General features: G+C 60.6%; 24 protein-coding genes. 20 read left to right on the top strand and 4 right to left on the bottom strand.

Features of this window, described 5'->3' with window-relative positions; translation table 11 throughout:
• The first annotated feature begins 186 nt into the window (after positions 1-186).
• The 11 genes from tcyJ (at position 187) to FBX99_RS11055 (ending at position 10981) form a co-directional block, all read left to right on the top strand.
• Positions 187-981: a cystine ABC transporter substrate-binding protein gene (gene tcyJ / locus FBX99_RS11105; protein ID WP_145131577.1), complete on the top strand. Its 795-nt coding sequence runs from the start codon at positions 187-189 to the stop codon at positions 979-981.
• Positions 981-1646 carry a cystine ABC transporter permease gene (tcyL, locus tag FBX99_RS11100; protein WP_144930408.1) on the top strand — a complete coding sequence of 222 codons (666 nt, stop codon included), beginning with the start codon at positions 981-983 and terminating at the stop codon, positions 1644-1646. The genes tcyJ and tcyL overlap by 1 nt, the downstream gene beginning before the upstream one ends.
• A 3-nt stretch (positions 1647-1649) precedes the next feature.
• Complete coding sequence (gene tcyN, locus FBX99_RS11095; protein ID WP_144930409.1) at positions 1650-2411, top strand: L-cystine ABC transporter ATP-binding protein TcyN; 762 nt, start codon at positions 1650-1652, stop codon at positions 2409-2411.
• A 462-nt stretch (positions 2412-2873) separates the two neighbouring features.
• The gene (locus FBX99_RS11090) at positions 2874-3644 is read left to right on the top strand and encodes a hypothetical protein (RefSeq protein ID WP_145131575.1); all 771 of its coding nucleotides are present in this window, start codon (positions 2874-2876) and stop codon (positions 3642-3644) included.
• Between the two features lie 216 nt (positions 3645-3860).
• Positions 3861-5102: an SfnB family sulfur acquisition oxidoreductase gene (locus FBX99_RS11085; RefSeq protein ID WP_145131573.1), complete on the top strand. Its 1242-nt coding sequence runs from the start codon at positions 3861-3863 to the stop codon at positions 5100-5102.
• Positions 5103-5125: 23 nt separating this feature from the next.
• Positions 5126-6319, top strand: a complete 1194-nt coding sequence (locus FBX99_RS11080; protein WP_144930412.1) for an SfnB family sulfur acquisition oxidoreductase — start codon at positions 5126-5128, stop codon at positions 6317-6319.
• Complete coding sequence (locus tag FBX99_RS11075) at positions 6319-7677, top strand: LLM class flavin-dependent oxidoreductase (protein ID WP_144930413.1); 1359 nt, start codon at positions 6319-6321, stop codon at positions 7675-7677. The genes FBX99_RS11080 and FBX99_RS11075 overlap by 1 nt, the downstream gene beginning before the upstream one ends.
• A 55-nt stretch (positions 7678-7732) precedes the next feature.
• A complete protein-coding gene (locus FBX99_RS11070) occupies positions 7733-8542 on the top strand; it encodes a MetQ/NlpA family ABC transporter substrate-binding protein (RefSeq protein WP_144930414.1) in 810 nt (269 codons plus the stop codon).
• A gap of 2 nt (positions 8543-8544) precedes the next feature.
• Positions 8545-9663, top strand: coding sequence for a methionine ABC transporter ATP-binding protein (locus FBX99_RS11065; protein WP_144930415.1), 1119 nt, complete (start codon positions 8545-8547; stop codon positions 9661-9663).
• Positions 9653-10297, top strand: a complete 645-nt coding sequence (locus FBX99_RS11060) for a methionine ABC transporter permease (RefSeq protein WP_144930416.1) — start codon at positions 9653-9655, stop codon at positions 10295-10297. The genes FBX99_RS11065 and FBX99_RS11060 overlap by 11 nt, the downstream gene beginning before the upstream one ends.
• Positions 10298-10354: 57 nt before the next feature.
• Positions 10355-10981: a bifunctional 2-polyprenyl-6-hydroxyphenol methylase/3-demethylubiquinol 3-O-methyltransferase UbiG gene (locus tag FBX99_RS11055; protein ID WP_144930417.1), complete on the top strand. Its 627-nt coding sequence runs from the start codon at positions 10355-10357 to the stop codon at positions 10979-10981.
• A gap of 73 nt (positions 10982-11054) precedes the next feature.
• On the opposite strand, the gene FBX99_RS11050 is transcribed toward FBX99_RS11055, so the two are convergent.
• Positions 11055-11621, bottom strand: coding sequence for a transporter substrate-binding domain-containing protein (locus FBX99_RS11050; RefSeq protein ID WP_144930418.1), 567 nt, complete (start codon positions 11619-11621; stop codon positions 11055-11057).
• 133 nt (positions 11622-11754) lie between these two features.
• Here FBX99_RS11050 and FBX99_RS11045 point away from each other — a divergent pair, with 133 nt between their 5' ends.
• Positions 11755-12180, top strand: coding sequence for a DUF4399 domain-containing protein (locus FBX99_RS11045; RefSeq protein ID WP_144930422.1), 426 nt, complete (start codon positions 11755-11757; stop codon positions 12178-12180).
• A 210-nt stretch (positions 12181-12390) separates the two neighbouring features.
• Here the strand turns inward: FBX99_RS11045 and serA are convergent, their stop codons facing one another.
• Complete coding sequence (serA, locus tag FBX99_RS11040; RefSeq protein ID WP_041020979.1) at positions 12391-13620, bottom strand: phosphoglycerate dehydrogenase; 1230 nt, start codon at positions 13618-13620, stop codon at positions 12391-12393.
• Positions 13621-13821: 201 nt separating this feature from the next.
• Here serA and FBX99_RS11030 point away from each other — a divergent pair, with 201 nt between their 5' ends.
• The 4 genes from FBX99_RS11030 (at position 13822) to FBX99_RS11010 (ending at position 18125) form a co-directional block, all read left to right on the top strand.
• Positions 13822-15216: an FAD-binding oxidoreductase gene (locus FBX99_RS11030; protein ID WP_144930419.1), complete on the top strand. Its 1395-nt coding sequence runs from the start codon at positions 13822-13824 to the stop codon at positions 15214-15216.
• 40 nt (positions 15217-15256) lie between these two features.
• Entirely contained in the window at positions 15257-15922 is a 666-nt protein-coding gene (locus tag FBX99_RS11025; RefSeq protein ID WP_144930420.1) for a fumarylacetoacetate hydrolase family protein, read from the top strand.
• A gap of 244 nt (positions 15923-16166) precedes the next feature.
• Positions 16167-17096, top strand: coding sequence for an SdiA-regulated domain-containing protein (locus FBX99_RS11015; protein WP_144931601.1), 930 nt, complete (start codon positions 16167-16169; stop codon positions 17094-17096).
• A 117-nt stretch (positions 17097-17213) separates the two neighbouring features.
• Positions 17214-18125, top strand: a complete 912-nt coding sequence (locus FBX99_RS11010) for an SdiA-regulated domain-containing protein (RefSeq protein ID WP_144931603.1) — start codon at positions 17214-17216, stop codon at positions 18123-18125.
• A 132-nt stretch (positions 18126-18257) separates the two neighbouring features.
• On the opposite strand, the gene rpiA is transcribed toward FBX99_RS11010, so the two are convergent.
• Positions 18258-18932 (bottom strand): ribose-5-phosphate isomerase RpiA, encoded by a 675-nt coding sequence (gene rpiA, locus FBX99_RS11005; protein ID WP_144931605.1) that lies wholly within the window; start codon positions 18930-18932, stop codon positions 18258-18260.
• A gap of 137 nt (positions 18933-19069) precedes the next feature.
• Here rpiA and ilvA point away from each other — a divergent pair, with 137 nt between their 5' ends.
• Both ilvA and FBX99_RS10995 read left to right on the top strand, forming a co-directional pair.
• Positions 19070-20584 carry a threonine ammonia-lyase, biosynthetic gene (ilvA, locus tag FBX99_RS11000; protein ID WP_144931607.1) on the top strand — a complete coding sequence of 505 codons (1515 nt, stop codon included), beginning with the start codon at positions 19070-19072 and terminating at the stop codon, positions 20582-20584.
• 41 nt (positions 20585-20625) lie between these two features.
• Entirely contained in the window at positions 20626-21054 is a 429-nt protein-coding gene (locus FBX99_RS10995; RefSeq protein ID WP_144931609.1) for a DUF2269 family protein, read from the top strand.
• A gap of 93 nt (positions 21055-21147) precedes the next feature.
• Here FBX99_RS10995 and FBX99_RS10990 read toward each other — a convergent pair whose 3' ends face one another.
• Entirely contained in the window at positions 21148-21804 is a 657-nt protein-coding gene (locus FBX99_RS10990; protein ID WP_144931612.1) for an HAD family phosphatase, read from the bottom strand.
• A 143-nt stretch (positions 21805-21947) separates the two neighbouring features.
• Here FBX99_RS10990 and FBX99_RS10985 point away from each other — a divergent pair, with 143 nt between their 5' ends.
• Positions 21948-22427 carry an RNA pyrophosphohydrolase gene (locus tag FBX99_RS10985; RefSeq protein ID WP_003186867.1) on the top strand — a complete coding sequence of 160 codons (480 nt, stop codon included), beginning with the start codon at positions 21948-21950 and terminating at the stop codon, positions 22425-22427.
• 22 nt (positions 22428-22449) lie between these two features.
• On the top strand, positions 22450-24729 hold the full coding sequence (ptsP, locus tag FBX99_RS10980; RefSeq protein ID WP_144931614.1) for a phosphoenolpyruvate--protein phosphotransferase: 2280 nt from the start codon (positions 22450-22452) through the stop codon (positions 24727-24729).
• The last annotated feature ends 19 nt before the right edge of the window (positions 24730-24748 follow it).

Here is a 24748-nt window from a genome sequence, read left to right as displayed (position 1 = left end):
TATTGGAATATTTGTAAGATTTAATATTATTTTCCAATCTATAAAACCCATCTTATAGTTTCGCCGAAGGCGCATTTGCCGCGAGACGCCCGAGCTGCTTTGAGGCAGGATGTGGCAATCTTTTCGAATCGCGGCTACGCCTTCTTCATCCAAATAATGTTTCATAAGAAAACACAGGGGCTTGTCATGAATTTTTCCGCATTACGTCGCAACCTGTTGATCGGTTCGCTGGGCCTGGCATTGAGCGCGGGCCTGCTGGGGCAAGCAACTGCCGGTGAGCAACTGCAAAAAATCAAGGATGCGGGCGTGATCAACGTCGGCCTGGAAGGCACTTATCCACCGTTCAGCTTCGTCGATGCCGACGGCAAGCTGGCCGGTTTCGAAGTGGAGTTTTCCGAAGCCCTGGCCGAGGAGCTGGGGGTGAAGGTCCAGCTGCAGCCAACCAAATGGGACGGCATTCTTGCGGCGCTGGAGTCCAAGCGTCTGGACGCGGTGATCAACCAGGTGACCATTTCCGAAGAGCGCAAGAAGAAGTACAACTTCTCCAAGCCGTATACCGTTTCCGGGATCCAGGCACTGACCCTGACCAAGAACAAAGACAGCATCAAGACCGCCGCTGACCTTGCGGGCAAGAAAGTCGGCGTGGGTCTGGGCACCAACTACGAGCAGTGGGTCAAGGCCAACGTACCGGGTGCTGACGTGCGCACCTACGAAGATGATCCGACCAAGTTCCAGGACCTGCGTGTCGGCCGTATCGACGCCATCCTGATCGACCGTCTCGCCGCCTTGGAATACGCCAAGAAAGCCAAGGACACTGCCGCCGCCGGCGAAGCGTTCTCTCGCCAGGAAGCCGGGATTGCCCTGCGCAAAGACGAACCTGAACTGCTGGACGCGGTAAACAAGGCGATCGACAAGCTGCGCGCCAACGGCAAGCTGAAAGAGCTTTCGCAAAAATACTTCAGCGCTGACGTCACTCAATAATGGAAGAGGCTTTCCAACTCGCGCTGGACTCCGCGCCCTTTCTGCTCAAGGGCGCGTACTACACGGTGATCCTCAGCCTGGGCGGCATGTTCTTCGGCTTGCTGCTGGGGTTCGGCCTGGCGCTGATGCGCCTGTCGCGCTTCAAACTGGTGAGCTGGGTCGCCCGCATCTACGTGTCGTTCTTTCGCGGCACGCCGTTGCTGGTGCAGTTGTTCGTGATCTATTACGGGCTGCCGCAACTGGGGGTCGAGCTAGACCCGCTGCCGGCGGCGCTGATCGGCTTCTCGCTGAACATGGCGGCTTATGCGTGTGAAATCCTGCGGGCCGCCATCAGCTCCATCGAGCGTGGCCAGTGGGAAGCGGCGGCGAGTATCGGCATGACCCGCGCCCAGACCCTGCGCCGGGCCATCCTGCCGCAAGCCGCACGCACAGCCCTGCCACCGTTGGGCAACAGCTTCATTTCCCTGGTCAAGGACACCGCGCTGGCGGCGACCATCCAGGTGCCGGAGCTGTTCCGCCAGGCGCAGCTGATCACCGCGCGAACCTTCGAAATCTTCACCATGTACCTTGCCGCCGCGCTGATCTACTGGGTTCTGGCAAGCGTGCTCTCGCACCTGCAGAACGTCCTGGAAGCCCGGGTCAATCGGCATGACCAGGAGTCCTGATCCATGATTGTCGTGGAAAAACTGACAAAGCAGTTCAAGGGTCAGGTGGTGCTTAATGGCATCGACCTGAAGATCGAAGAAGGCGAAGTCGTTGCAATCATCGGCCCCAGCGGCTCGGGCAAGACCACGTTCCTGCGCTGCCTGAACTTCCTCGAAGAACCCAGCAGCGGCCGGATCAAGGTTGGTGACATCGAAATCGATGGCAGCCGCCCGCTGAACCAGCAACAGGGCCTGGTGCGTCGTCTGCGCCAGCAAGTGGGTTTTGTGTTCCAGAATTTCAATCTGTTTCCCCATCGCACGGCCCTGGAAAATGTCATCGAAGGCCCGCTGGTGGTGAAAAAGACCCCACGTGCCGACGCCGAAACCCTGGGCCGCAAGCTGTTGGCCAAGGTCGGCCTGGCTGGCAAGGAGGACGCCTATCCACGACGCCTCTCCGGCGGTCAGCAACAACGGGTGGCGATTGCCCGGGCTTTGGCGATGGAGCCGCAGGTGATCCTGTTCGACGAACCGACCTCGGCGCTGGACCCGGAACTGGTCGGAGAAGTCCTGGCGACCATTCGCGGCCTGGCCGAAGAAAAACGCACCATGGTCATCGTGACCCATGAAATGAGCTTTGCCCGTGACGTGGCGAACCGCGTGGTGTTCTTCGACAAGGGCGTGATCGTCGAACAAGGTGAAGCCAAGGCAATGTTCGCAGCGCCCAGGGAAGAACGCACCCGGCAGTTTCTCAGCAAGTTTCTCTCGGCCGGTCACGGTGCACAGTAACTTATCGATAAAGACTTACTTCCAGGGACGGAAGGGGCTGTCGACTTGAATACAAGCCAGCAATTTGAACCCCGCTTAAAACCTTCAATGAATTGAAGTGCGATATATACATACCTCTCGCAGCACTTTCCTTCGCGCCAAGCTCTCTGCCCCGCTCTTGCTCCACAACCCTTCGGCCACACCTTCAAGCCGAGGCAAAAGGCGATTCGCTCTGTATATTTTTAACTTCATCGCGTAGGACATTTCTGAAGAGCTGCACCGTCCACCGATAAGCAACCACCTCTATTGACACTGAAACTATCGACCCCGTATTTAGACCAACAGGCGCAGCACACTATTTTAGTTGTACGCAGCGATAACCATAGAAACAGCATTCAAGACTGCACAATAAAATAGTCGTGTATATCAGCGCCTTTGCTCTTTCCGAAACGGACTTCGTTTTTCAGCATCAAGGAGATCACCATGACAGGTACGTCAACTATTCCGGAACTCGCCGCCCCCGCCCTGGCCAACACCTGCCGTAGCGGTATCAACATCACCGGTGCCGCCCGCCTGGAAGTGCTCATCGCACCTTACCCCGGCATGGACGCCGGCGACTTGATCGAACTGTTCTGGGACAACTGCTACGTCGGCTCGCGCCTGCTGACCGAGGCCGACACACATGCCAGTGTCACCTTGCGTGTACCGGAGAGCTTCATCGTCAACGGGACCTCGCGTATCCATTATCGTGTGATGCGGGTCGGGCGCGGGCCGGCGCTGTCGGCAACGCATCGGGTGCAGGTCAAGCTCGACTGCCCCGGCGGCCAACCGGCGGCCCTGAGTGGCGATGAGAACCAGGGGCTGGCACCGGTGCGTATTCCGGACGCCATCCGTCGCCAAGGGGTGAACCCGAGCCAGATCAAACGCGGCGTCCCGCTGACTATCGAGCCCTACCTGAACATGGCCGTCGACGATGCAATCACCTTGCGCTGGGGCGATGTGCGCATGGACCTGCCCCGGATCAAATCCAGCGAAGTGGGCCAGCCGATCAATGTCTGGGTCCCCCCGGAGATCATTCTGGAGGCAGGAGAAGACCTGCGCCTGGAGGTGAGCTACTGCATCCTTGATCGTGTGGGCAACAACTCCCATTGGGCGCCGCCCCGGACGCTGACGATAGGGTGTGCCAGGTCCTATTTGAAAACGCCGCCGAAAGAAGCGCTCATGGCCGCCGAACCGCGGCGTAAAAAGCCTTGATACAACAGGTTCCGGGTGAGGAAGTTTTCTGTGGCGAAAGACCTCTATACATATTCCTAAACGTTAGTTCAAAAAGAATTTCCATCCGTTTAGGGTATATACACCGGACCACCGGACATTCCTGATTTTCTTGAGATGTGAGGTGGGTATGGTACGGAACACAATCACCCGGGCGCAGCCCCCCCAGGCTCTGCCAACAGCCATGGAGCGGCGGTGATGTCTGGTCTGGCGCAAGCAAAGGTCCAGAGCGATCTGGACGTCTCCCCCCCGTTGCTGCCCGCCCAGGTGCTGCGCAACGATGCCGAGGCAATCCAGGCCGCGCGGGAGTTGGCACAGGTTGCCCGGCAACAGGCCGCACGAAGGGATCAACAGCGCAAGCTGCCTTGGTCTGAGATCGAGCAATTCACCCGCAGCGGGCTCGGCAGTATCGCTGTCCCTCGAGAATACGGCGGGCCGCAAGTCTCGTTCGTCACCCTCGCCGAAGTCTTCTCGATCATTTCCGCTGCCGACCCGGCCCTCGGACAAATTCCGCAGAACCAGTTTGGTGTAATCCAGCTGATTCTCGGCACGGGTACCGAACGGCAGAAAGAAATCCTCCTGAACAGCGTGCTCGAAGGCTGGCGCATCGGCAACGCCGGGCCGGAACGGGGTACCCGCAACACCCTGGAACTCAAGGCGCGGATCAGCGCCGACAGCCGCGGCTTTGTCATCAACGGCCAGAAGTTCTATTCCACAGGCGCACTGTTCGCCCACTGGGTGGCGGTCAAGGCCCTGGATGACGAGGGCCGGCAAGTGCTGGCCTTCGTGCGACGCGGCACACCGGGCCTGCGCATTGTCGACGACTGGTCGGGGTTCGGTCAGCGCACCACCGCCAGCGGCACCGTGTTGCTGAACAACGTGCGCGTTGACACCGGGCTGGTGTTAGACAACTGGCGCATCAACGAGACGCCAAACGTGCAAGGCGCGATCTCGCAATTGATCCAGGCCGCCATCGATGCGGGCATTGCCCGTGGCGCAATCGACGACGCCATTGCCTTCATCCGCGAACGCTCCCGGCCCTGGATCGAGGCCAAGGTCGAGCGGGCCAGCGACGACCCGTACGTCATCGCCGACATCGGCCGACTGAAAATCGACCTCCACGCCACCGAGGCGCTGTTACGCAAGGCCGGCCAGGTGCTGGACCAGGTCAATACCGCACCCATTACCGCGCAGTCCGCCGCCCGGGCCTCGATAGCCGTGGCCGAAGCCAAGGTGTTGAGCACCGAAATTGCCCTGCTGGCCAGCGAAAAGCTGTTTGAACTGGCCGGCAGCCGGGCCACCCTCGCTGAATTCAACCTCGACCGTCATTGGCGCAATGCACGCGTCCATACCCTGCACGACCCGGTGCGCTGGAAGTATCACGCAGTGGGGGCCTACCACCTGAACGGCACCTTGCCGGCCCGGCATTCCTGGATCTGACCACCCGACTTCTGGAGCAGCACATGACGCTTTCCCAACACGTCGCGGTGATCACCAGCGACGAACAAGCCCTGATCGTGGCCAGCGACCTGGCCGATGACTTCAAGCGTGACAGCGCCCTGCGCGACCGCGAACGTCGCCTGCCGCATCCGGAGCTGGAGGCATTCTCACGCTCCGGCTTGTGGGGCATCAGCGTGCCCAAGGCCTATGGCGGCGCCGGGGTTTCCAACATCACCCTGGCCAAAGTCATCGCGTTGATCACCCAGGCCGACGGCTCCCTCGGACAGATCCCGCAAAATCACTTCTATGCCGTGGAAGTGCTGCGGGTCAACGCCAGTGAGGCGCAGAAACGGCGCCTGTACGCCGAGGTGCTGACCGGCCAGCGGTTCGGCAACGCCCTGGCGGAACTGGGAACCCAAACCGCCCACCACCGCACCACTCGACTGCGCCGCGATGGCGACGGCTATCGCATCAACGGTCGCAAGTTCTACGCCACCGGTGCGCTCTACGCCCAGCGCATCCCCACTGCCGTGGTGGATGAAAACGGCGTGCAACAGTTGGCATTCGTGCCGCGCAGCAGCCAGGGCCTGACGATCATCGATGACTGGAGCGGTTTCGGTCAGCGCACCACCGGCAGCGGTTCGGTGGTGTTCGAAGACGTGTATGTCGGCGCCGCAGACGTCGTGCCATTCCAGAGCGCCTTCGAGCGGCCGACGCCGGTGGGGCCACTGGCGCAGATTCTTCATGCCGCCATCGACACCGGCATCGCCCGAGCCGCCTATGAAGATGCCCTGCAGTTTGTCCGCAGCAAAACCCGACCATGGATCGATGCCACCAGCGACGTCGCCACCGACGATCCACACACGCTCAAGATTTTCGGCCAACTGAGCAGCCGCCTGCATGCCGCCGAAGCGCTGCTGGAAAGGGCCGGAGAATTTCTCGACCGGGCCCAGGCCGACACCAACGCCGAAACGGTCGCCGCCGCGTCGATTGCCGTGGCCGAAGCCCGCGCCATCAGTACCGAGATTTCCCTGGCCACCGGCAGCACGCTGTTCGAGCTGGCCGGCAGCCAGGCGACCCTGGCCGAGCATGGTCTGGACCGCCATTGGCGTAATGCCCGGGTACATACGCTGCATGACCCGGTGCGCTGGAAATACCACGCGGTGGGCAACTTCTATCTCAATGACGAAAAGCCGCCGCTGCGGGGGACCATCTGATGGCGCCCGGCAAGAAAAAGATCCTGCTCAACGCGTTCAACATGAACTGCATCGGGCACATCAATCACGGACTGTGGACACACCCCCAGGACACTTCTACCCAGTACAACACCCTCGAGTACTGGACCGGGTTGGCACAGCTGCTGGAACGCGGGCTGTTCGACGGGTTGTTCATCGCCGATATCGTCGGGGTCTACGACGTGTACCGGCAATCGGTAGACGTCACGCTGAAAGAGTCGATTCAGTTGCCGGTCAACGACCCGTTGCTGCTGGTCAGCGCGATGGCCGCCGCCACGAAGAACCTGGGCTTCGGCCTCACCGCCAACCTGACCTACGAACCGCCGTACCTGTTCGCCCGGCGCATGAGTACCCTCGACCATCTGAGCCGTGGCCGAGTCGGCTGGAACATCGTCACCGGCTACCTGGAAAGCGCCGCCAAGGCGATGGGCCTGACTGCGCAGGTCGAGCATGACCGCCGCTACGACCAGGCCGACGAATACCTGCAAGTGCTCTACCAGCTGTGGGAAGGCAGCTGGGAAGACGATGCTGTGCTCAACGACCGCGAGCAGCGGATCTACGCCCAACCGGAAAAAGTCCATAAGGTCCGACACCGGGGCGAGTTCTATCAGGTCGAAGGCTATCACCTCTGTGAGCCGTCCCCCCAGCGCACACCGGTGCTGTTCCAGGCCGGCAGTTCGGAGCGCGGATTGCTTTTCGCCGGACGCCACGCCGAATGCGTATTCATCAGCGGCCAGAACAAGACGGCGACCAGAAGCCAGGTGGACAAGGTTCGCGCCAGCGCCATCCAGAGCGGACGCAAGCCTGAGGATATCAAGGTGTTCATGGGCCTGAACGTGATCGTCGGCGAAAGCGAAGCAGCTGCCTGGGCCAGGCACGCCGAGTACCTGAGCTACGCCAGCGCCGAGGCCGGGGTCGCACATTTCTCGGCGTCGACGGGCATCGATTTTTCCGAATACGCCCTAGACGAGCCGATCCAGTACGTGAAGAACAATGCCATCCAGTCCGCCACCCGGATCCTGCAAAACAACGACTGGACCCGGCGCAGGCTACTGGAACAACACGCCCTGGGCGGCCGCTACATCACGCTGGTCGGCTCGGCCGAACAGGTGGCCGACGAGTTGGAGTCGTGGATTGCCGAAACCGGTCTCGACGGTTTCAACCTGACCCGCATCGTCACACCACAAAGCTATGTGGACTTCATCGACCTGGTGATTCCTGAGCTGCAGCGACGCGGGTCGTACAAGACTGAATATGACCGCGGCACCCTCAGGGAAAAGCTGTTTCATGCCGGGGCTCATTTACCGGAGCAACACACCGGTTTCACCTACCGACATTGACCCCCCCCCCTCGCCACAAAAACTGCAACCGACCATTAATGACTGGAAAAACCTCATGACCAAGCGCTCCCTTTCTTTGCCAGTCAAAGCACTGGCCCTGCTCCTCGGCCTGTTCAGCTCGACACTGTTTGCCGCCGACGCACCGCTGAAAATCGGCACCACCGCCGCCTTCGCCATTCCCCTGGAAGCCGCGGTGGCCGAGGCAGACAAGCAAGGCCTTAAGGTCGAGCTGGTGGAGTTCAGTGACTGGATCGCACCGAACGTCAGCCTCGCCTCCGGCGATATCGACGTGAACTATTTCCAGCACATCCCATTCCTGGAAAATGCCAGGGCCACCGCCGGGTTCGACCTGGTGCCGTTTGCACCGGGGATCATCAACAACGTCGGTCTCTACTCGAAGAAATACAAAAGCTTCGACGCACTGCCCGAAGGCGCGAGCGTCGCCATCGCCAACGATCCGATCAACAGCGGTCGCGGCTTGCAACTGCTGGCCAAGGCCGGGTTGATCACCCTCAAGCCTGGGGTGGGTTACAAGGCCACCGAGGACGATATCATCGCCAACCCGAAGAAGCTGCGGATCCTGCAGGTCGAAGCCGTGCAACTGGTGCGTGCCTATGAAGACGCCGATCTGGTGCAGGGATACCCCGCCTACATTCGCCTGGCGAACACCTTCGACGCCACCACCGCGTTGCTGTTCGACGGCCTCGACCACAAGGAATATGTCATCCAGTTCGTGATCCAGCCCAAGAACCGGAACGACCCGCGGCTGATCAGGTTCGTCGACATCTACCAGCATTCTCCTGTGGTGCGGGCAGCCCTGGACAAGGCTCACGGCAAGCTTTACCAGGCCGGTTGGGAGGGCTGACCATGAGCGTCGCCAATGCTCGTCCCTGCCTGGAAACACCCCGGCCCCTCAGCGCCGAGCATACCGAGCTGCATCCGGAGCTCAACCGCGCCCACGTTCGCTTCATCGGCGTGAGCAAGACCTACAGCGGCGCCCGGGTGGCGGCGCTGCAAGGCATCGACCTGGCGATCCAGCACGGCGAAGTGTTCGGCATCATCGGCCGCAGCGGAGCCGGCAAATCATCGTTGATCCGCACCATCAACCGCCTGGAACAACCCACCCACGGACGGGTACTGATCGATCAGGTCGACATCGGCGGGTTCGATGAAGATCGCCTGGTGGAACTGCGCCGACGCATCGGCATGATCTTCCAACATTTCAACCTGATGTCGGCCAAGACCGTGTGGCAAAACGTCGAGCTGCCGCTGAAGGTCGCCGGCGTACCGAAGGAACAGCGTCAGCGCAAGGTTCGCGAACTGCTGGAACTGGTCGGCCTGCAAGACAAGCACAAGGCTTACCCGGCACAGCTCTCGGGCGGCCAGAAGCAGCGCGTCGGCATCGCCCGGGCATTGGTGCACGATCCACAGATCTTGCTATGTGACGAGGCCACCTCGGCGCTCGACCCGGAAACCACCCAGTCGATTCTCGGCCTGCTGCGCCAGATCAATCAGCGGCTGGGCCTGACCATCGTGCTGATCACCCATGAAATGGCGGTGATCCGTGAAGTCTGCGACCGCGTGGTAGTGCTCGAACAAGGGCGGATCGTCGAGCAGGGGCCGGTCTGGGAGGTGTTCGGCAACCCTCGGCACGAAGTCAGCCGGACGTTGCTGGCGCCGTTGCAACAGGCCTTGCCGCAGGAGCTGCAAAGCCGCTTGCAGGCGCAGCCGCCATCGGCGGATGCCGCCGCCGTATTGCGCCTGCAGTTCACCGGCACAGGACGGGAGGAAGCGGATCTCGCAGCGCTATTCAGTGCCCTTGGCGGGCGAGTGCGGCTGCTCCATGGGGGCATCGAACGAATTCAGGGGCACGGGCTGGGACAGTTGCTGCTGGCAGTCAGCGGCTCGTCCTGGGGCGTCGAGGAACTGCGGCAACGCGCCGGCAATTGGGCACAACAGGTGGAGGTGCTGGGCTATGTGGTTTGATCGGTTGCTGCAGGGGTTTATCGACACGCTGCTGATGGTGGGCGTGTCGTCGCTGATCGCGTTACCTACCGGCATCGCGCTGGCGGTGATTCTGGTCACCAGCGGCAAGGGCGGGATCTACGAAGCGCCCACGCTGAACCGCGCCCTGGGCGCGTTCGTGAATCTGTTCCGCTCGATACCGTTCCTGATCCTGATGGTGGCGCTGATCCCGTTCACGCGGCTGATCGTCGGCACGACCTACGGCGTGTGGGCCGCCGTGGTGCCCTTGACCATCGCCGCCACGCCGTTCTTCGCCCGCATCGCCGAAGTCAGCCTGCGGGAGGTCGACCACGGCTTGATCGAAGCCGCTCAGGCCATGGGCTGCCGACGCTGGCATATCGTCTGGCACGTGCTGTTGCCAGAAGCCCTGCCGGGTATCGTTGGCGGTTTTACCATCACGCTGGTGACCATGATCAATTCCTCGGCCATGGCCGGAGCCATTGGTGCCGGCGGCCTGGGGGACATCGCGTATCGTTATGGTTACCAACGCTTCGACAGCCAGATCATGTTCACCGTGATCGTCTTGCTGGTGGCACTGGTGGCGCTGATTCAGGTGGGCGGTGACCGCTTGGCGCGAGGGTTGAACAGGCGTTGAGTCGATGGGCGCGACGATGGGGTATAGTCAGCTTTCGCTCCTCACTCAAGCCTCGCCATGAAACACTCCCCCGACGACCTCCACGCTATTACCACCACGACCCTGGGCCATTACAACTCAGTCGCCGAGAGCTTTCGCGAAGGCACTCGCGATCACGACGTCAGCCAGAACATCGACGCGCTGTTGCGGCATATCCATGGCCAGGCACCGCTCCACATCCTCGATTTCGGCTGCGGCCCGGGGCGGGATCTGCAGACATTCACCTGCATGGGGCACGTTGCGGTGGGTCTCGACGGCTCACAGGAATTCGCCCGAATGGCACGCCAGGACAGCGGCTGCGAAGTCTGGCAGCAGGATTTCCTGCAACTGGACCTGCCAAGCGAACGTTTCGATGGGATCTTCGCCAACGCCGTGCTGTTCCATGTTCCCGTCCAGGAATTGCCCAGGGTGCTCAAGCAGCTGCATGCCACCCTCAAACCCGGCGGCGTGCTGTTCAGCTCCAACCCACGGGGCGAGAACCAGGAAGGCTGGAACGGCCAGCGCTTCGGCGCCTACCACGACCTCGAGGCCTGGCGCACGCTGCTCATCGCAGCCGGCTTTGTCGAGCTGGAGCACTACTACCGGCCAACGGGGCTGCCTCGGGAGCAGCAGCCCTGGTTGGCGAGTGTCTGGCGCAAGACTTGAGGACATATACCCCCCTGTGGCGAGGGGAGATATCCCTCGCCACAAAGACCCCGCCTGACTCTTTAATAACCCGTCATTGCTGCTTACCCAACCACTTCTGCGTCAGTTGCTCCAACCTCCCATCATCCTTGATACGCGCCAGGGCGTTGTCCACGCTGGCTTTGAACGCCGGGTTGCCCTTCTGGAACGGAATCACCAGGCTCGGCGCCGGGCCGCTCTTTTCTTCCGGCTGGAAAGACTGCGCCATCACGAGTGGACGGGGTGTTTCGTCCTTGCTCGCCAGCAGTTGCGCATCCGGACGGCTGTAAGCGGCGCTGGTATCGAAACGTTCCGCCAGTTCCGGGGTCATTGCTATGTGGTTGATGGCGACGTCGTACTTGCCGCTTTCCACGCCGCTCAGCAGATCCGCGGCATCGGTAACCACAAAGTCGGCGCGCACATCGAGTTCATTGGCCAGCATCTGGCCCAGTTCCACTTCGAAACCGGTGAGTTTGCCGTCTTCCTTGAAGTTGAAAGGAGCGGCATTGGCTTCGAGGGCGATGCGCAGTTCGCCACGGTCGTTGATGTCGTCGATCAGCTCGGCATGGGCCAGGGGGCTCAGAAGGGGTAGCAGGCAGATCAGGCCAGGCAGGAAACGCATGGTCACTCCTTTGTATGGGTACAAGCGACGCTCGTTTCAGGCTCGCTTTGCTATGGTTGTTGCAGGCTTCGACAACGATTGGTCATGAAGTTGTCACGACCAATAGGATTTCATGGAAAAACTGGAGAGAAAAATGAAAAGCTTTATGTCACGTGCAGTTTTGACAGGCCTGTTGCTGGGCACTTCGATGCTGGCGGCAGCGGCCACCCCTGCCCCCAAAGGCGCTGAAGTTTCTTTCGTTTCCTTGAAAAATGGCGACACGGTCCCTCAGGAGTTCACGGTCAAGTTCGCCGTCAAGAACATTGCCCTGGCCCCGGCGGGAGATGTGACCAAAAATACCGGGCATCATCATCTGCTGATCGATGTCGACGAGTTGCCTGCCAAAGACACACCCATTCCAAACGACGCCAACCACATGCACTTCGGCAAGGCCCAGACCGAGGCCACCATCAAATTGGCACCGGGCAAACATACTTTGCAGTTAGAACTGGGCGACTCCGGGCATATGCCGTTCGATCCCCCCATCGTATCCAAGAAGATCACGGTGAACGTGAAATAACTTCTGAACAAAAGGCCCCCTGTGGGAGCGAGCCTGCTCGCGATAGCGGTATTCCAGTCTACATCCATGCTGACTGCCCCACCGCTATCGCGAGCAGGCTCGCTCCCACAAAACCTTTCGCACAGCCGCTATTACGTTTCAGGCAAAAAAACGGGAGCCTTTGCAGGCTCCCGCTTTTTTACTGCAAGCCAGACATCAGCCCTGCTTCCTTTAGAACAACACGCGGGACCGGATGGTGCCTTTGATGTGCTGCAGCTTCTCTTGCGCCAGGTCCGAGTACTCGGCGTCGACGTCGATCACGACATAGCCGACTTTGTCGTTGGTCTGCAGGAATTGACCGGAAATGTTGATGCCGTTTTCCGCGAAGACCTTGTTGATCTCGCTCATCACACCCGGGATGTTTTCGTGGATGTGCAGCAGGCGGTGCTTGCCAGGGTGCGCCGGCAGGGCCACTTCCGGGAAGTTCACGGACGATACCGAGGTACCGTTGTCACTGTACTTGACCAGCTTTTCCGCCACTTCCAGGCCGATGTTGGCCTGGGCTTCAGCCGTGGAACCGCCGATGTGCGGGGTCAGGATCACGTTGTCCAGGCCACGCAGCGGGCTTTCGAAGATATCGTCGTTGGAGCGCGGCTCCACCGGGAACACGTCGATGGCAGCGCCGATCAGGTGCTTGTCCTTGATCGCGTCGGCCAGGGCGTCGAGCTTGACCACCGTACCGCGGGCGGCGTTGATCAGGATCCCGCCCTTCTTGATGGCGCGGATTTCCTTCTCGCCGATCATCCACTGGGTGGCTGCGGTTTCCGGCACGTGCAGGGTCACGATATCGGACATGCCCAGCAACTCATGCAAGTCGTTGACCTGGGTGGCATTGCCCAGTGGCAATTTGGTCACGGTGTCGTAGAAGAACACTTGCATGCCCAGGCCTTCGGCCAGGACCGACAACTGGGTGCCGATCGAGCCATAGCCGACGATACCCAGTTTCTTGCCGCGGATTTCGAAGGAGTTGGCCGCGCTCTTGATCCAGCCGCCACGGTGGCAGGAAGCGTTTTTCTCGGGAATGCCGCGCAGCAGCAGGATCGCTTCGGCCAGCACCAGTTCGGCAACGGAACGGGTATTGGAATACGGTGCGTTGAACACCGCGATACCACGCTCGCGAGCCGCGTCGAGGTCAACCTGGTTGGTGCCGATGCAGAAGCAGCCGACCGCCACCAGTTTCTTGGCGTGGTCGAAGATCTCTTCGGTCAATTGAGTGCGGGAGCGAATGCCGATGAAATGAGCATCGGCGATCTTTTCCTTGAGCTGGGCTTCCGGCAGAGAACTGGTGATGTACTCGATACTGGTATAGCCCGCCGACTTGAGGACGTCGACAGCCGATTGGTGGACGCCTTCGAGGAGAAGGAACCTGATCTTGCTCTTATCGAGTGAAGTCTTGCTCATCTGCGTAAACCTGTGTCCCGGAAAAAATGGCAGGGAATCGGACAGCGCATGCTGGCCCGATCGGCGTGATGGCCGTCGCCGCAGAACGACCTTCGGCACTGTCCTGCGGGGGCGGTATGCTAGCATATGCGACCTGCAAACACTCATTCTGCGACATGAAGCGTTCTCAGGGTGACCATGAATTGTTCGAGAGTTTTGCCGATGACCAATCCTGCCCTGATAGAAGAACTCAAGTCCCTGGTCGAGTCTGGCAAGGTCCTGACCGATGCCGACTCTCTGCAAGCCTATGGCAAGGATTGGACCCGGCACTTCGCCCCGGCGCCGAGTGCCATCGTTTTTCCCAAGACCATCGAACAGGTGCAGGCCATCGTACGCTGGGCCAATGCACACAGGGTTGCCCTGGTGCCATCGGGCGGGCGTACCGGGCTTTCCGCCGCAGCCGTGGCGGCCAACGGCGAAGTGGTCGTGTCATTCGACTACATGAACCAGATTCTCGAGGTGAACCTCACCGACCGCACCGCCGTCTGCCAGCCGGGCGTGATCACCGAGCAACTGCAGAACAAGGCTCAAGAGCATGGGCTGTATTACCCGGTGGACTTCGCTTCTGCCGGTTCCAGCCAGATTGGCGGCAATATCGGCACCAATGCCGGCGGGATCAAGGTGATTCGCTATGGCATGACCCGTAACTGGGTGGCCGGGATGAAGGTCGTCACCGGCAAGGGCGACCTGCTGGAACTGAACAAAGACCTGATCAAGAACGCTACAGGCTATGACTTGCGGCAGCTGTTCATCGGCGCCGAAGGCACCCTCGGTTTCGTGGTCGAGGCCACCATGCGCCTGGATCGCGCACCGAAAAACCTTACGGCGATGGTGCTCGGCACGCCAGACTTCGACTCGATCATGCCAGTGCTCCACGCCTTTCAGGGCAAGCTCGACCTGACGGCCTTCGAGTTTTTTTCCGACAAGGCCCTGGCCAGGATCATGGGCCGTGGCGACGTACCGGCGCCGTTCGAAACCGACTGCCCGTTCTACGCATTGCTGGAGTTCGAAGCCACTACCGAAGAGGTTGCCAATCACGCCCTGGAAACCTTCGAACACTGTGTGGAGCAAGGCTGGGTGTTGGATGGCGTGATGAGCCAGAGCGAAACCCAGCTGCAGAATCTGTGGAAACTGCGTGAATACATCTCCGAAACCATCTCCCACTGGACGCCGTACAAGAACGACATTTCGGTGACCGTTTCGAAAGTCCCGGAATTCCTCAAGGAGATAGACGCGATTGTCGGCAAACACTACCCGGACTTCGAAGTCGTCTGGTACGGCCACATCGGCGACGGCAACCTGCACCTCAATATCCTCAAGCCGGACAACCTGGGCAAGGACGAATTCTTCGCCAAATGTGCGACAGTGAACAAATGGGTTTTCGAAATCGTCGAGAAGTACAACGGCTCGATTTCGGCGGAACACGGCGTGGGCATGACCAAGCGCGACTACCTGACCTATAGTCGCTCGCCAGTGGAAATCGAATACATGAAAGCCATCAAGGCCGCATTCGACCCGAACGGCATCATGAACCCAGGCAAGATTTTCGCGGTGTGATGCAAAGCACCTGATGAGTTTCAGATAACAGGAGTCGGTAATGAGCTATCAGCACCAGTATGTCGACGGTACCCGCATCCACTTCCCGGTCGGGAAAGTGGTGTGCATTGGCCGTAACTACGCCGAGCATGCAAAGGAACTGGATAATCCGGTACCCACCGAACCCTTGCTGTTCATCAAGCCCGGCAGTTGCGTGGTTCCGCTGGAAAGCAGCTTCAGCATTCCCGTCGATCGGGGTTCGGTGCATTACGAAGCGGAAATCGCCGTGCTGATCGGCAAGCCGCTGTCGCCCCGGCCAAGCGTCGAAGAAGTGCTCGATGCCATTTCCGGCTTCGCTCCGGCCCTGGACCTGACCCTTCGGGACAAGCAGGCCGAACTCAAGGCCAAGGGCCTGCCATGGGAAGTCGCCAAGTCATTCGATGGCGCGGCGGTGATTGCGCCATTCGTATCAAACGCCACCTTTGCCGACCTGGCCGATATTTCCGTTCGCCTGACCATCAACGGTGAAGTGCGCCAGGACGGCAACAGCAGCCTGATGCTCAATCCCATCGTACCGATGATCCAGTACATGGCCGGCTGCTTCTCGCTGCAGGCCGGCGATGTGATCCTCACCGGCACCCCGGCGGGCGTCGGGCCATTGAATGTGGGGGATGAGCTGGTGCTGGAACTGCCGGGGGCCAGCCGTTTCGAAAGCAGCGTTTGCTGACTCGGGCGTCTGATCACTAGAGATCATTGTGGGAGCGGGCTTGCTCGCGAAGGCAGTATAGCAGCCAACGTAGATGTTGAATCTGATGGCCTCTTCGCGAGCAAGCCCGCTCCCACATTGGTGCCTGACTTATCCTGAAGACCGCCGATTTACCGTTTTTTTCACATGCCATCCGGATAATTCCGAAGAATGCGGCATCTGAGCCAGCCATTCCCCAGCCCGAATCCCCGGAACGCAATTACCGATGGCCAAGACCCAAGTACTGCCCCACGCCAAATCTGCCCCCCGCTCCCGCTTTGCCCTGCCTTGGTATGTCTGGTCGCTGCTGGCCGTGGCCGCCTATGGGTTGGCGTTTGCGATGCATTGGGATGACCGGGGCCGACTTTGGGTTGCGGAACACTTTCAAAGCCCCGCTCAGCGCCAGGAAAGCGTCTGGCTACCGGACTATACGGCGGTGATCGATGCCAAGCCGCTCCCGGGCATGGAGAAGGATGAAGCGTCCGATGTGACCTACAACCCACAGACCAAGACCCTGTTTGCCGTCATGGGCAAGAACCCGTTCCTGGTGGAGCTGACCTTGCAGGGCGATGTGCTGCGCAAGATGCCTTTGGTGGGCTGGAGCAATCCGGAAGGGGTGTCTTTCATGGAGAACGGACTGCTGGCCATTACCGACGAGCGAAGCCACACGCTGTCGATCGTCCATGTCGACGCCAATACGCACGAACTGAAAAAGAGCGATTCCCCTCTCTACGATCTTGGCCCTTCAAAGAACCAGAACAAGGGCTTCGAAGCGGTTGTCTGGGACCCACGCAACCAGCAACTGGTGCTGGGCGAAGAACGTCCGCCAACATTGTTCACCTGGAAAAGCGATGGCAGCCTTTTGCTCAAGGGCGACAAACAGATCCATGTCAGCAATGAACTGGACCTGCGCAACCTCTCGGCCCTGGCGATAGACCCTCGAACCGGCCACATGCTGGTGCTTTCGGCCGATTCGCACCTTTTGCTGGAACTTGATGAAAAAGGCCAGCAGGTCAGTTTCATGACCTTGCTGGGCGGCTTCAACGGCCTGAAGGGCACCATCCCTCGCGCCGAAGGTGTCACCATGGATGAAGCCGGCAATGTGTACATGGTCAGCGAGCCAAACCTGTTCTATCGTTTCGAGAAACAACGCTGACAGCGCAACTCTGTAAGGCAATTCCTCCTTCGCTGTAGGGTGTGGCACACAGCCATTAAGCTTCAGTTCAGGCAGTCGTGGTATTTCCAACCACCTGTTCTTACCCGAGCCCACCCCATGCGTCGACTTGCCCGCCCCCAACCCTTGATCCTGATGTTACTGGCAATCGCCCTGATCGTCCTGATTGCGGCGGGCCAGTATCTGCGCCTGTTCGAACGGGCCTGGTTCAACTTCAATACACTCTGGCAACCCACCAACGAGCAGGCCATCGCCCTGGACCAGTACCGGGTCACGATGGAGGCCCAGGTGATCGAAGGCCTCGACGACGTGTCGGCACTGACGTTCGATCCGGTACGCAAGAGCCTGTTCACCGTCACCAACAAGAATGCCGAACTGATCGAGCTGTCACTGGACGGCAAGATCCTGCGCCGCGTGGCACTGATCGGTTTCGGCGATCCGGAAGCCGTGGAATTCATCAGCGAGAACATCTACGTCATCAGTGACGAGCGCCAGCAGCGGCTGATCAAGATTCACCTGGACGAAGACACCCGGTTTCTCGACGCGGCCGACGCCGAACAAATGACCCTCGGCGTGCATATGAGCAAGAATAAAGGATTCGAGGGATTGGCCTACGACTCAGTGGGCAAGCGGCTGTTCGTAGCGAAGGAGCGCGACCCGATGCTGATTTATGAAGTGCAGGGCTTTCCCCATCACAATTCGGAAAAGTCTTACGCAGTCCACGTCATCAACAACCCCAAGCGCGATGCCGGACTGTTCGTGCGGGATCTGTCGAGCCTGCAATACGATGAGCGCAGCGGCCACTTGCTGGCATTGTCTGATGAGTCGCGGTTGATCATCGAACTGGATATCGACGGGAAGCCCCTGAGTACCCTGTCATTGAGCAAAGGTCGTCAGGGACTGCAGAAAAATGTGCCACAGGCCGAAGGCATTGCCATGGACGATGACGGCACCCTTTATCTGGTGAGCGAGCCGAATCTGTTCTATGTGTTCAAGAAACCACAGCCCTGAACCACCAGAACCCATGTGGGAGCGGGCTTGCTCGCGAATGCGGTGGGTCATTCAACGGGTAAATGACTGATCTAATGCATTCGCGAGCAAGCCCGCTCCCACAGGAAAAGGTACCAGGCACCTGTCACCGATTCATTCGGCCCGCAGGGTCTTCACCCCTTCCGCCGTGCCCAGCAACAGCACATCCGCCGGACGGGCAGCGAACAAACCGTTGGTGACCACGCCGACGATGGCGTTGATCTGGCTTTCCAGTTCCGTCGGGTTGGTGATTTGCAGGTTATGCACGTCCAGGATGATATTGCCGTTATCGGTCAGCACGCCCTCGCGATACACAGGGTCGCCGCCCAGCTTCACCAGCTGGCGAGCCACGTGGCTGCGAGCCATCGGAATGACTTCGACCGGTAGCGGGAACGCGCCAAGCACCGGCACCAGTTTGCTGGCGTCGGCGATGCAGATGAAGGTCTTGGCCACCGCTGCGACGATCTTCTCGCGGGTCAGGGCTGCACCACCGCCTTTGATCAGGTTCAGGTGTGCGTCGCTTTCGTCGGCGCCGTCGATGTAGAACTCCAGGTCGCTCACGGTGTTGAGCTCATATACCGGGATCCCGTGGCCCTTCAGCCGTGCGGCGGTGGCTTCGGAGCTGGCAACCGCCCCGTCGAAGGCACCCTTATGCTGCGCCAACGCATCGATGAAGCAATTGGCCGTGGAGCCGGTGCCGACCCCGACGATGCTCTTGTCATCCAGTTGCGGAAGGATGAGGTCGACGGCGGCCTGGGCCACGGCCTGTTTGAGTTGATCCTGGGTCATGCGGGCTCCGAAAACGGGCAGGGAGTAAAGAGGGGCGCGAGTATAACCCAACAAAACCTCGGGATTCGTGTGGTCGCCCGGCCAAAAGCCGGGTTAGACTCCCTGACCCTGCCCAACCCGCCCAGTGATGCTTTCCGATGCTCGAACAGTACGTCAAAAAGATCCTCACCTCGCGCGTCTACGACGTCGCCGTAGAAACCCCGCTGCAGACCGCTCGACAGCTTTCCGAGCGACTGGGCAACAACATCTGGCTCAAACGCGAAGACTTGCAGCCGGTGTTCTCATTCAAGATCCGCGGGGCGTACAACAAGCTGACCCAGCTCAGCGATGAAGAACGTTCACGGGGCGTGGTCACGGCGTCGGCGGGCAACCATGCCCAGGGCCTGGCCCTGGCCGCCAAGGTCCTGGGTGTGAAAGCTACCATCGTGATGCCCAAGACCACCCCGGAAATCAAGGTCGAAGGCGTGCGCTCCCGTGGCGGCAAAGTGGTGTTGCATGGCGACTCGTTCCCCGAGGCCCTGGCCTATTCGCTGAAACTGGTCGATGAAAAGGGTTACGTCTATATCCATCCCTACGACGACCCCCACACCATTGCCGGGCAGGGCACGGTGGCAATGGAAATCCTGCGTCAGCATCCAGGGCACCTGGATGCGATCTTCGTTCCGGTGGGCGGTGGCGGACTGATTGCCGGGATCGCGGCCTACGTGAAGTACCTGCGCCCTGAAATCAAGGTCATCGGTGTCGAACCCGATGACTCCAACTGCCTGCAGGCCGCCATGGCCGCTGGCGAGCGGGTGGTATTGCCCAGCGTCGGGCTGTTTGCCGATGGCGTCGCCGTGGCGCAGATCGGCCAGCACACCTTTGATATCTGCAAGCACCACGTTGATGAAGTCATTACCGTCAGCACCGACGAGATCTGCGCCGCAATCAAGGACATCTACGACGATACCCGCTCGATCACCGAACCTGCCGGCGCCCTGGGTGTGGCCGGGATCAAGAAATACGTCGAGTCACGGGGCATCAGCGGCCAGACCCTGGTGGCCATCGATTCCGGTGCCAACGTCAACTTCGACCGCCTGCGCCATGTGGCCGAGCGCGCCGAGCTGGGCGAAGGGCGCGAAGCAATCATCGCGGTCACCATTCCCGAGCAACCCGGCAGCTTCAAGGCGTTCTGCGAAGCCGTCGGCAAGCGTCAGATCACCGAATTCAACTACCGCTACAACACCGGCAGCGAGGCGCACATCTTCGTGGGCGTGCAGACGCACCCGGAAAACGATCCACGCAGCGCACTGATCGCCAGCCTCACCGAGCAAGGTTTCCCGGTATTGGACCTGACCGACAACGAACTGGCCAAGCTGCATATCCGCCATATGGTCGGCGGACACGCGGCCCACGTCATCGACGAGGTGGTGCTGCGCTTCGAATTTCCCGAGCGTCCGGGCGCGCTGTTCAACTTCCTCAACAAGCTGGGCGGACGCTGGAACATTTCGATGTTCCACTATCGCAACCATGGCGCGGCGGACGGCCGTGTGGTCGCCGGTTTGCAAGTGCCCCACGATGAGCGCCACCTGGTGCCGGCCGCCCTCGAAGAGATCGGCTATCCGTACTGGGATGAAAGCGATAACCCGGCGTACCAGTTGTTCCTGGGTTAACAAAGGCTAGGCTGTTGGGCACGGCTCAAGGAAATCGAACAATGGAAACGTTGACTGCGCTGAAGATCGCTCACGTCCTGGCCACTGCCCTGCTGCTGGTGGGCGCTTTGGGGCTGGCTGTCTGGGTTTGGCGGACATGCCGCCACGGCGACGACACAGCCCCTGCCCGCTTACTGCAACGCCCACGGGTGTTTGTCTGGCTGGTGATGGTGCTTGCCCTGGCGAGCCTGCCCTTTACGGGCTGGTGGATGGTTCATCAGGTCGGCTGGCCGCTGGGACAGACCTGGCTGCTGGCTTCCAGCATCCTCTACACCCTGGCGGCGCTGACGGGGTTCTGGCTGTTGGTGCGTCTGAACAAGCGGCGCAAGCTGCCGACGGCGGGCAACGGTACCTTTACCTTGGCCTTGGCGCTGTTCAGCTTTATCTGCCTGATCGCCATTGCCGGATTGATGGGTGCCAAGCCGGTTTAGGCCTGGAACCGAGTCGACTTCATCGCGAGCAGGCTCGCTCCCACAGGGGAAACGCGTTCCATTGTGGGAGCGAGCCTGCTCGCGATGACGATTTCAGTCGCGCAGACTGATCACCGGCCAACCGCGCTTCTGCGCCTCAGCCCGCAGGTTCGGGTCCGGATCCACTGCCACCGGATGCGTAACTGCCTCCAGCAACGGCAAGTCGTTCATCGAATCGCTGTAGAAATAGCTGTCTTCGAGGGAATACCCGGTTTCTTCCAGCCAGCGGTTCAGGCGGGTCACCTTGCCCTCGCGGAAGCAGGGAATGTCGGTGCTGCGCCCACTGTAGCGGCCATCGATCATCTCGCACTCGGTGGCGATCAGGGTTTCGACCCCCAGGCGCTCGGCAATCGGGGCGGTGACGAAGCGATTGGTAGCGGTAATGATCACCAGCTTGTCGCCAGCGTCACGGTGCTTCTTCAACAGTTCGATGGCCTGGGGCAACACGATGGGCTCGATGCAATCGCGCATGTAGTCCAGATGCCATTGGGCCAGCACTTCCATTTCGGTGCGACCGAGGATTTCCAGGCAAAAGTTCAGGTAGGCGGCGTTGTCGAGCTTGCCGGCCAGGTAATCCTGGTAGAACTCATCGTTGCGTGCCTTGTACGCGACGGCGTCCAGGAAGCCACGCTCACACAGGTAATCGCCCCAGGCGTGATCGCTGTCGCCGCCCAACAGGGTGTTGTCCAGGTCGAATAAGGCCAGCCGCATTGCAGTTACTCGCTGAAAATTCTGAAGAAAGGCGCTCAGAATACGGACTTTTCACAAGAGTGCACATAACCTGGGCGGGCTCGTTGCTGCTTTCACAACCTTTGTGGAACAATGCGGCGACATGCGCTTGCGAGGTTGTTGCCGTGATCGATCCCGATGGTTTCCGACCCAATGTGGGAATCATTCTTACGAATGATGCCGGGCAGGTGCTATGGGCTCGCCGTATCAATCAAGACGCCTGGCAGTTTCCTCAAGGCGGGATCAACCCGCAGGAGACGCCGGAAGAGGCTTTGTACCGCGAGTTGAACGAAGAAGTGGGGCTGGAGCGCGAAGATGTTGAAATACTCGCCTGCACTCGCGGCTGGTTGCGCTATCGTTTGCCGCAACGCCTGGTCAGGACGCACAGCCAGCCGCTGTGCATCGGCCAGAAGCAGAAATGGTTTCTCTTGCGCCTGATCTCCAACGAGCAGCGGGTGCGGATGGATTTGACCGGTAAACCGGAGTTCGATGGCTGGCGCTGGGTCAGCTATTGGTATCCGTTGGGCCAGGTGGTGACATTCAAGCGCGAAGTGTATCGACGCGCTCTCAAAGAGCTTGCCCCGCGCCTGCTGACGCGCGACTGACGACGGAGTTCGACCCCGAGCCATGCTCAATACGCTGCGCAAGATCGTCCAGGAAGTTAACTCCGCCAAGGATCTCAAGGCGGCGTTGGGGATTATTGTATTGCGCGTCAAAGAGGCCATGGGCAGCCAGGTCTGCTCGGTCTACCTGCTGGACCCCGAGACCAACCGTTTCGTGCTGATGGCCACCGAGGGCTTGAACAAGCGCTCCATTGGCAAGGTCAGCATGGCCCCCAATGAAGGCCTGGTCGGCCTGGTCGGCACGCGCGAAGAACCCCTGAACCTCGAAAACGCCGCGGACCACCCGCGCTACCGCTACTTCGCCGAAACGGGTGAAGAGCGTTATGCCTCGTTCCTCGGCGCACCGATCATCCACCACCGCCGCGTCGTCGGCGTGTTGGTCATCCAGCAAAAGGAGCGCCGCCAGTTCGACGAAGGTGAAGAAGCCTTCCTCGTGACCATGAGCGCGCAACTGGCCGGGGTCATCGCCCACGCCGAGGCCACCGGCTCGATCAGCGGCCTGGGCCGCCAGGGTAAGGGCATCCAGGAAGCCAAGTTCGTCGGCGTGCCGGGCTCGCCAGGCGCGGCCGTGGGCACGGCGGTGGTCATGTTGCCGCCGGCCGACCTCGACGTGGTGCCGGATAAAGCCATCAGCGACATCGACGCCGAACTGGGGCTGTTCAAGACCGCCATCGAAGGGGTGCGCGCCGACATGCGCGCCCTGTCGGCCAAACTGGCGACGCAACTGCGCCCCGAAGAACGCGCGCTGTTCGACGTCTACCTGATGATGCTCGACGACGCCTCCTTGGGCAGCGAAGTGACCACAGTCATCAAGACCGGCCAATGGGCCCAGGGGGCGTTGCGCCAGGTGGTGACCGACCACGTCAACCGTTTCGAACTGATGGATGACGCCTACCTGCGCGAGCGCGCCTCGGACGTCAAGGACCTCGGCCGCCGCCTGCTGGCCTACTTGCAGCAGGAGCGCCAGCAGACCCTGGTCTACCCCGACAACACCATCCTGGTCAGCGAGGAGTTGACCCCGGCCATGCTCGGCGAGGTGCCCGAGGGCAAGCTGGCGGGGCTGGTCTCGGTATTGGGTTCGGGCAACTCCCACGTCGCGATTCTCGCCCGAGCGATGGGCATCCCCACGGTGATGGGCCTGGTGGACCTGCCGTACTCCAAGGTCGACGGCATCCAGATGATCGTCGACGGCTACCATGGCGAGGTCTACACCAACCCCAGCGACGTCCTGCGCAAGCAGTTCGCCGATGTGGTGGAGGAAGAAAAACAACTGTCCCTGGGCCTCGATGCGCTGAGGGACCTGCCCTGCGTGACGCCCGACGGCCATCGCATGCCGCTGTGGGTCAACACCGGCCTGCTGGCCGACGTGGCCCGGGCGCAGAAACGCGGCGCCGAGGGTGTGGGCCTGTACCGCACCGAAGTGCCGTTCATGATCAACCAGCGTTTCCCCAGCGAAAAGGAACAACTGGCGATCTATCGCGAGCAACTGGCAGCGTTCCATCCGCAACCGGTGACCATGCGCAGCCTGGACATCGGCGGCGACAAAGCCTTGTCCTACTTCCCGATCAAGGAAGAAAACCCCTTCCTGGGTTGGCGCGGGATTCGCGTGACGCTCGACCATCCGGAAATCTTCCTGGTCCAGGCCCGCGCCATGCTCAAGGCCAGCGAAGGGCTGAACAACCTGCGCATCCTGTTGCCGATGATCTCCGGCACCCATGAGTTGGAAGAAGCCCTGCACCTGATCCACCGGGCCTGGGGCGAAGTGCGTGACGAAGGCACCGACGTGCCGATGCCGCCAGTTGGCGTCATGATCGAGATCCCGGCAGCGGTGTACCAGACCAAGGAACTGGCGCGGCAGGTGGACTTCCTCTCGGTCGGCTCCAACGACCTGACGCAGTACCTGCTGGCCGTGGACCGCAACAATCCACGGGTGGCCGACCTGTACGACTACCTGCACCCAGCCGTGCTGCAAGCCTTGCAGAACGTAGTGCGCGACGCCCATGCCGAAGGCAAGCCGGTGAGTATCTGCGGTGAAATGGCCGGTGATCCGGCGGCGGCGGTGCTGTTGATGGCGATGGGCTTCGACAGCTTGTCGATGAACGCCACCAACCTGCCGAAAGTGAAATGGATGCTGCGCCAGATCAACCTGAGCAAGGCCCAGGAGCTGCTGGCGGAGGTGATGACCATCGATAATCCGCAGGTCATCCATAGCTCGCTGCAACTGGCGCTGAAGAACCTTGGACTGGCGCGGATGATCAATCCGGCTTCGAACAAGACGCTCTAGCCGGAGGCCTCATCGCGAG

This window comes from Pseudomonas sp. SJZ074 (genome assembly GCF_007828215.1).
Taxonomy (GTDB): Bacteria; Pseudomonadota; Gammaproteobacteria; order Pseudomonadales; family Pseudomonadaceae; genus Aquipseudomonas.
The sequence above is the reverse complement of the archived record's forward strand: the minus strand, read 5'-3'. Positions and strand labels throughout refer to the sequence as shown.